7 protein-coding genes are annotated in these 6,715 nt (G+C 62.9%); 1 reads left to right on the top strand and 6 read right to left on the bottom strand.

The window, feature by feature from the left end; genetic code table 11:
- Position 1 precedes the first annotated feature (1 nt).
- The 6 genes from ACX80B_RS11320 to ACX80B_RS11345 form a co-directional block, all read right to left on the bottom strand.
- Entirely contained in the window at positions 2-871 is an 870-nt protein-coding gene (locus ACX80B_RS11320) for a TlyA family RNA methyltransferase (protein ID WP_459296096.1), read from the bottom strand.
- A gap of 7 nt (positions 872-878) precedes the next feature.
- Complete coding sequence (locus tag ACX80B_RS11325) at positions 879-1,103, bottom strand: hypothetical protein (RefSeq protein WP_459296098.1); 225 nt, start codon at positions 1,101-1,103, stop codon at positions 879-881.
- Between the two features lie 65 nt (positions 1,104-1,168).
- Positions 1,169-2,917 carry a pyruvate dehydrogenase gene (locus ACX80B_RS11330; protein ID WP_459296100.1) on the bottom strand — a complete coding sequence of 583 codons (1,749 nt, stop codon included), beginning with the start codon at positions 2,915-2,917 and terminating at the stop codon, positions 1,169-1,171.
- Between the two features lie 77 nt (positions 2,918-2,994).
- Positions 2,995-3,975: an HAD-IIA family hydrolase gene (locus ACX80B_RS11335; protein ID WP_459296102.1), complete on the bottom strand. Its 981-nt coding sequence runs from the start codon at positions 3,973-3,975 to the stop codon at positions 2,995-2,997.
- Complete coding sequence (locus ACX80B_RS11340) at positions 3,972-4,922, bottom strand: hypothetical protein (RefSeq protein ID WP_459296104.1); 951 nt, start codon at positions 4,920-4,922, stop codon at positions 3,972-3,974. Before ACX80B_RS11340 ends, ACX80B_RS11335 begins: the two co-directional genes overlap by 4 nt.
- A 110-nt stretch (positions 4,923-5,032) precedes the next feature.
- On the bottom strand, positions 5,033-5,557 hold the full coding sequence (locus ACX80B_RS11345; protein WP_459296106.1) for an SRPBCC domain-containing protein: 525 nt from the start codon (positions 5,555-5,557) through the stop codon (positions 5,033-5,035).
- Between the two features lie 38 nt (positions 5,558-5,595).
- Here ACX80B_RS11345 and ACX80B_RS11350 point away from each other — a divergent pair, with 38 nt between their 5' ends.
- Positions 5,596-6,570 (top strand): NAD(P)H-dependent flavin oxidoreductase, encoded by a 975-nt coding sequence (locus ACX80B_RS11350; protein WP_459296108.1) that lies wholly within the window; start codon positions 5,596-5,598, stop codon positions 6,568-6,570.
- Positions 6,571-6,715 lie beyond the last annotated feature (145 nt).

The following is a 6,715-nucleotide window of genomic DNA, read 5'->3' on the forward strand; positions in this document are numbered from 1 at the left end:
CTCACCTGCCTTCCGCTCTCTGTTCTTTCAACGTGGCCAGCCAGGCGGCCACCGCCGTTTCGTACTTTGCCGGCTCATTGTCTGCCGGGCCGGCCGGCGCCGATCCGGGTCCTGTTCCGATCCTAGGTAGTGAATCGGCTTTCGGCACCTTTATCCACAGAAAGTATTCGAGATTTCCATCCTGACCGGGCAGCGTACTGGGCACAACGTTTTCGATCTGGAGTCCGGAATCGAGGACGCATCGCAATACTTTACCGACGGCGTTCAGCCTCTCCCGTCCCGAGGTGACTACTCCAGTGTGGCTCAGGTTGCTGCGGCCGACCTCGAATTGGGGTTTTACCATCACGACCATATCCCCGCCCGGCTCCGTCACCTCGGCGAGAGCGGCCATGACGAGTGTCAGCGAGATAAAGGACAAATCGCAGACGGTCAGCTGCACCGGTCCCCCGATGTCCTCCGCCCGAAGGTATCTGACATTCAGACCCTCATGGACGTCGACGCGGTCGTGGTGCCGCAAATCTGGAACCAGCTGGCCATGTCCCACATCGACGGCCACAACGGTGGCCGCGCCGGCCCTCAACAGCACATCCGTAAAACCGCCTGTCGATGCTCCTGCGTCGAGACACCGTTTCCCCTCCACGACGACGCCGTCGAACGCTTCCAGTGCGCCGGCAAGTTTATGTCCTGCGCGGCTGACGTATTCGGTGCCCGCTGAACTGACGGTCAGTTGATCAGCGCTCCGGACTCGAGTGGACGCCTTGGTAACGGTGGAACCGGAAAGTTCCACTCTTCCTTCGGTGATGAGCGCTGCAGCGTGCGTCCTGGATCTGGCCAGTCCACGCCGGAGTAGTTCCTGGTCGAGTCGGGGCATCAGCAGTTCAATCGGAACCGTCGCCGGCGTCGAGTTCGGCCTTCAACTGGTCGTGGACCTCCGTATACGCCTCCGTATGCTCCGAGGAAGGCAACCGCGGCAGATCCTGCAGGCGTGCCAGGATGTTGTCGACATTGCCGTCGCCGGTGCTGGCTTCAGGTTGGGGCCACCCGGTCCGTCCGGACGTTGCCGGATCGTCGCCGCGGACATCCCCGTCGTCGTCGTAGTCCAACCCATCTCCTTCCGCCCGCTGTGCTCCGGTTTCGCCTGCCTCCCCAGCTTATCCAATAGCTCCGGTCAGCCCCGCGGGACATTCCGGAGATTGCTGCGCGCCATGCTGACCGCTTCGCCGGCACCCTTGTTGAGGACAACCTTGGAAATTGCCGTGGCGAATCCAAACACCTGTTCACCGGTGATCTTCGGGGGAATCGACAACGCATTGGGATCCGTAATCAACTCCACCAGGGATGGACCGTGGTGTTTGAACGCCTCCCGGTAGGCGGACTCGATCTTCTTCGGGTCCGTTACCCGTACCGCGTGGAAGCCCATCGCCTGGGCGATTTCAGCGTAATTGGTTTGCGGTACGTCGACGCCGTGATCGGGCAACCCGTCCACCAGCATTTCCAGTTTCACCATGCCCAGGCTGGAGTTATTGAAAACCACCACGTTGATGGGCAGGTCATAGGTCTTAACTGTCAGCAATTCACCGAGCAGCATGGCGAGCCCGCCGTCGCCGGAGACGGAGACCACCTGCCGGTCCGGATATGCCAGTTGGGCGCCGACCGCATGCGGCAGTGCGTTGGCCATGGAACCGTGCAGATAGGACGCGATGATGCGGCGTGTTCCCATCGGATTGATATAGCGCGCCGTCCACACATTGCACATGCCGGTATCGGCGGTGAAGATGGCGTCCTTGGCAGCCACCTGATCGAGCAGCGATGCGGCGTACTCGGGATGGATCGGAACAATCTTGTCCGCCTTGCGGGTGTATGCGCCGACGGCTTTATTCATCAGCCGGTCATGCTTCTTCAACATCCGGTCCAGGAATTTCCGGTTCTTCTTCCGCTTGACCAGCGGTTCCAGCGCAGTCAGTGTCGGGAGCACGTCGCCATGGACGGCAATGTCGACGTCGGTCCGGCGTCCCAGGTGCTCTGCGGCACGGTCGACCTGCGCCGTCGGGGTATCCGGCAGGAACTGGTTATAGGGAAAGTCGGTTCCAAGCAGGATCAGCAGATCCGCGTCCTCAATCCCCTCGGCCGCCGCCCCGTAGCCGAGCAGCCCGGTCATCCCAATGTCGAACGGATTATCGTACTGGATGAAATCCTTGCCCCGTAGCGAGTGCCCAATCGGTGCACTGACCTTCTCCGCAAGGGCAACAACTTCGTTGTGGGCACCCTCGACACCGACGCCGGCAAAAATGGCAACCTTGTCCGCAGAATTGATGGCGTCTGCCAGTTGCCGGACGGATTCCTCAGCCGGAACACACTTGGCCGGCAGGAAGGCGCTGCGCAAGGGTGCTTCAGCCGCGACTTCCAAGTCCGCGATATCTCCCGGCAGCGTGATAACACCGACTCCCCGCCGTGCAATGGCATGCTGGATGGCGCTATGAACCACCCGGGGCGACTGTTCGGCCGTACTGATCATTTCCGAGTACACCGAACACTCGTTGAAGAGCCGGTCCGGATGAGTCTCCTGGAAGAACCCGGTGCCGATCTGCTGGCTCGGAATGTGGGATGCAATCGCCAATACCGGAGCCCCGGTCCGGTTGGCATCGTAAAGACCATTGATCAGGTGCAGGTTGCCGGGGCCGCAGGAGCCGGCGCAGACAGCGAGCTCTCCGGTCAATTGCGCTTCGGCAGCGGCGGCGAAGGCTGCGGCTTCCTCATGCCGGACATGGACCCAATCGATGCCGCCCTTCGCCGAGCCACCGGACTGCCTCACGGCGTCCACAATGGGGTTCAAGCTGTCGCCGACGATGCCGTAGATGCGTTTGACCCCGGCCCTCTGCAGCTGTTCAACGATCTGTTCTGCCACGTGCTGGGCCATGAGTAATGCTCCTTGCGGTCATCCGGCGCTGAATGCTGGTTCTCCCCAGGTCCTGGGTCCAGTCTATTGACGCGCGCTCAGTCCACAAGGGTTGGCGAAAGGGCCTCCTCCGCGTCCGGATTCGCCGCCCACCATGCCGAACACGCCGCCCGCCAGGTGTCCAGGTCGTCCAGAGAACCTGTCACCTGCACTTTCGAACCCTCCACATAAGCGGTTGAGCCGCCGCAGCTGTGCTTATCGCCGGAGATCTCAATGTCCGGATACGGCTCAAACAGGCCCCGCAGGTCAGCCAGAATGTACTGGGGACGTTCGACGGCGCGTGCCGCAAGGATCGTCTCGCGTGTGTCCACGCCGGTGAGGACGACGGCGGTATCGATGCCGGAGTTGTTGCCGCCCAGAATATCGGTGTCCAACCGGTCGCCGACAATGAGAGCATGCTCAGCCTGGAGCCGCTCCACCGCAGCGCTGAAGAGAGGTGCCCTCGGCTTGCCCGCCACATCGGGAACCTGACCGGTGGCGGCCTGGACCGCAGCGACCAACGAACCGTTTCCCGGGGCGATTCCGCGCTCATTTGGAACAGTCATGTCAGTGTTGGTCGCCACCCATAAGGCTCCGCCGGCCACCGCGAAAGAGGCTTCGGCCAGTGCCGTCCAACCAATGCCTGGATCAAAACCCTGGACGACGGCGTCGGGCTGCTCTTCGGCGGACCACACGACGGACATCCCGACCAGCTCCACCTCGGCAGCAAGCGCCTTGCTCCCGGCGACCAGTACGGTGCTGCCGGGCTTCAGCCTTTCAGCAAGCAGACGGGCGCCGGCCTGAGCGGAGGTGATGATTTGTTCCTCTGTTGCCGGAGCTCCCAAGGACCTCAGGTGCTCCGCGACGGTCGCCGGTGAACGCGAAGCGTTGTTGGTGATGTAGCCGAGTCCGACGTCGAAATCCGCCAGCCGTTTGAGCGACTCGACCGCACCATCGATGGCGGCCGGACCCGCATAGACGACACCATCAAGATCCGCCAGCAACGCGTCGTAACTGCTGATCAGCGCCTGCCCCGTCATCGTGGCGCGGAATCTCCGGTAGGCCTGTCTGCTGGGCGTGTATCGACCGGTTCCTCATCGTCGTCGCCACTCAAGTCGATAATGTCCGGATCTTCAAAATCGCCCACACCCAGCGCGTCTTCGGCTACGAATGCCTGGCGGCGCCACTTTTCCGCCTCATCCGGTTTCCGGACGGCGTCCAAGGCGTCAGCATAGGCGCGGAACAGCCTCGGACTGAACGAGAACGCACGGTTGCGGTCCAATTGAGGAATTTCCAGTGCGGTCACGGCAGCGTCATACTGTTCCAGATCCGCCCGGGCACCGGAGCCGACAATGGCGAGCTCCACCTTTCCGGCGGTATTCAGCTCGTTGGCCTCCTCCGAGCGCGTCATCTCGAGTGCCCGGTCGGGACGGCCCAGGCCGCGTTCGCAATCAGCCATAACGGGCAGGTGCTCGTTGGATCCGGTAATACGGCGGAAGGTGCGGAACTCCCTGAGGGCGTCGCCGTACCGCCCCGCCGCATAAGCCGTCAGCCCGACAGCCTCGCGGACCAGTGCCATTCGACCGCCACGCCTGCTGGCTGCGAGGGCATGCTCGAAGGCAAGCTCCGGATCTTCATCGATGAGCCGGCCTGCCATCACCAGGTGTTTTGAAACCCATTCGGCATTTTGCTCTTCCAGGTTGCGCAGTTGCGCCCTGGTGACGCGGTCAAGTTCTTCGCCGGTGACATCCGGGTCGATATCCGGAGAGCGCGGGCGGTCATCACGGTTCGAGCTCCGCAGATCCCGGGCATTTCGAGTCGGCGCGGGCCGGTCCGCGCGCTCGGTTCGTCCATTGCCTCTTCCTGATGATCCGCGGCCCGAACTGCCCGGCCGTCCGCTGGCTCCGCTGCGGCCGCTCGCTCCGTTCCGGCTGCTGGCTCCCGGGCCACCCCGTCCGTCCGAGCCTCGTCGGTTGTTTTCCGCCATGCCAGTCTCCTCTCTTTGTGAGCTGACTACCTGACACAGTCTCAGCTGCTCGACCCTATGGAAGTTTAAGTTTGTGGGACGCAGGAGTGCGCCTCACCTAGTTTAGCGGCCTAGGCCGGGCCGCCCATAAACCGGACATAGCGATCCAGAATCCCAGGCCACCCACCCAGGTACTTGGCCCGCACAGCTGGGGCATCGGGCAGGTTCTCCCACCCGATGTGCGTCAGTGTCAGTTCCGTTCCGGATGACGCCGGTGCATCCGCCTCCAGCCCTGCGGAGTCCGCACCGGGCAAAGGGCTGAAGGCAAGCTGGACCTCGGTGCCCTGCAGAGGATTTGCTCCCGGATGCCAGCTGAAAGACAGATACGACGGCGGCTCGGAAGACAGAACCGTGCCCCAGCTGATCATCTGGTCACCTGCCGACGTCTCGACCAGCTCGCCGCCTTCGAAGTCGATAAAACCATCCTCCCCAGAGACGCTGTATTCGGCCATCGGCCACCAAAGGTGGATGTGCTCAGTCCAACCGAGGAATGCCTGCTCAGGCTGCGCCGCTACGGCCCGGGCAATCTCGATCGGCGGCAGCGGGCCGCTCTCTTCCTTCGGTTCTGCAGGCGCGTGCGAAAAGATATCGCTCATCCGTCGAGTCTAACCGCCGGCCCACATAGAGTGTCGATATGGACAGCAGCTACCTCGCGGAAAAATTCTCCACCACGTATCCCATCCTCAACGCCCCTATGGCCGGAGCTGCCGGCGGCCGGCTCGCCGCAGCCGTCTCCTTGGCCGGAGGCTTGGGCATGGTTGGCTTCGGCGCTGATGCCTCCCCGGAGTGGATCGACCGTGAACTGGCCATCGCCGAAGAATCCGGGCGGCCTTGGGGTGTCGGTCTGATGGCTTGGACCTTGGAGGACAATCCTGATCCTCTGCATCGCGCCCTCCGGCACCATCCAGCGTTGGTTTCCGTCAGTTTCGGCGATCCCCGCTGGGCTCTCGACGCCGTGAAAGAAGCAGGATCGGTCAGCGCCATGCAGGTTGGTAGTCAGACCGATCTGGGACAGGCGCTGGAGTACGACGCCGACATCATCGTAGTGCGCGGGGCTGAAGGTGGCGGGCATGGCAGAAACGACGTCGGCACGCTGCCGCTCCTGCAGCTGGCAGTGCAGACTACTTCAAAGCCGGTCCTCGCGGCGGGCGGCATAGCCACGGCCAATGGAGTGGCCGCGGTACTGGCTGCCGGCGCCGCTGGTGCGTGGATCGGCACAAGATTCACAACTGTCCAGGAGTCCATGATGCCGGGAGCCGCAAAAGATGCCATCGAGCGGGCAACAATGGACGACACTGTCTATACCCGTTCCTTCGACATCGCGCAGAAACTGAAGTGGCCGCCTCAATACGGCGGACGTGCCGTCTCCAATGCCTTCGCACAGGAGTGGGCCGACCGCGCAGACGAGCTGCAAAAGAGATTGTCCTCCAGTACGGAGATAACTGAGCGAATGCGCCAGGCTCGTAAGTCCGGCGATACAGCTATGGCACCGGTCTATGCCGGGCAGGCCGCAGGCTTGACCCCAAGCGGGGAAACAGCGGCCGACGTCGTGACCGAGTTGGCGGGATACCGCCGGCTCCTTGCCGAGGCAGCGGCCGCCTGGTCGTAGCCGTGCAGCACGACCTGCCGACTGTCCCGTTTTGGCTGTTAAGTGGGTGGGGGCCCCGAACCTGGTGGTTTGGGGCCCCTCACTTAATGTGGGTCCGGCGGTGACCTACTCTCCCACACCCTCCCGGGTGCAGTACCATCGGCGC

This window comes from Arthrobacter monumenti, assembly GCF_054511255.1.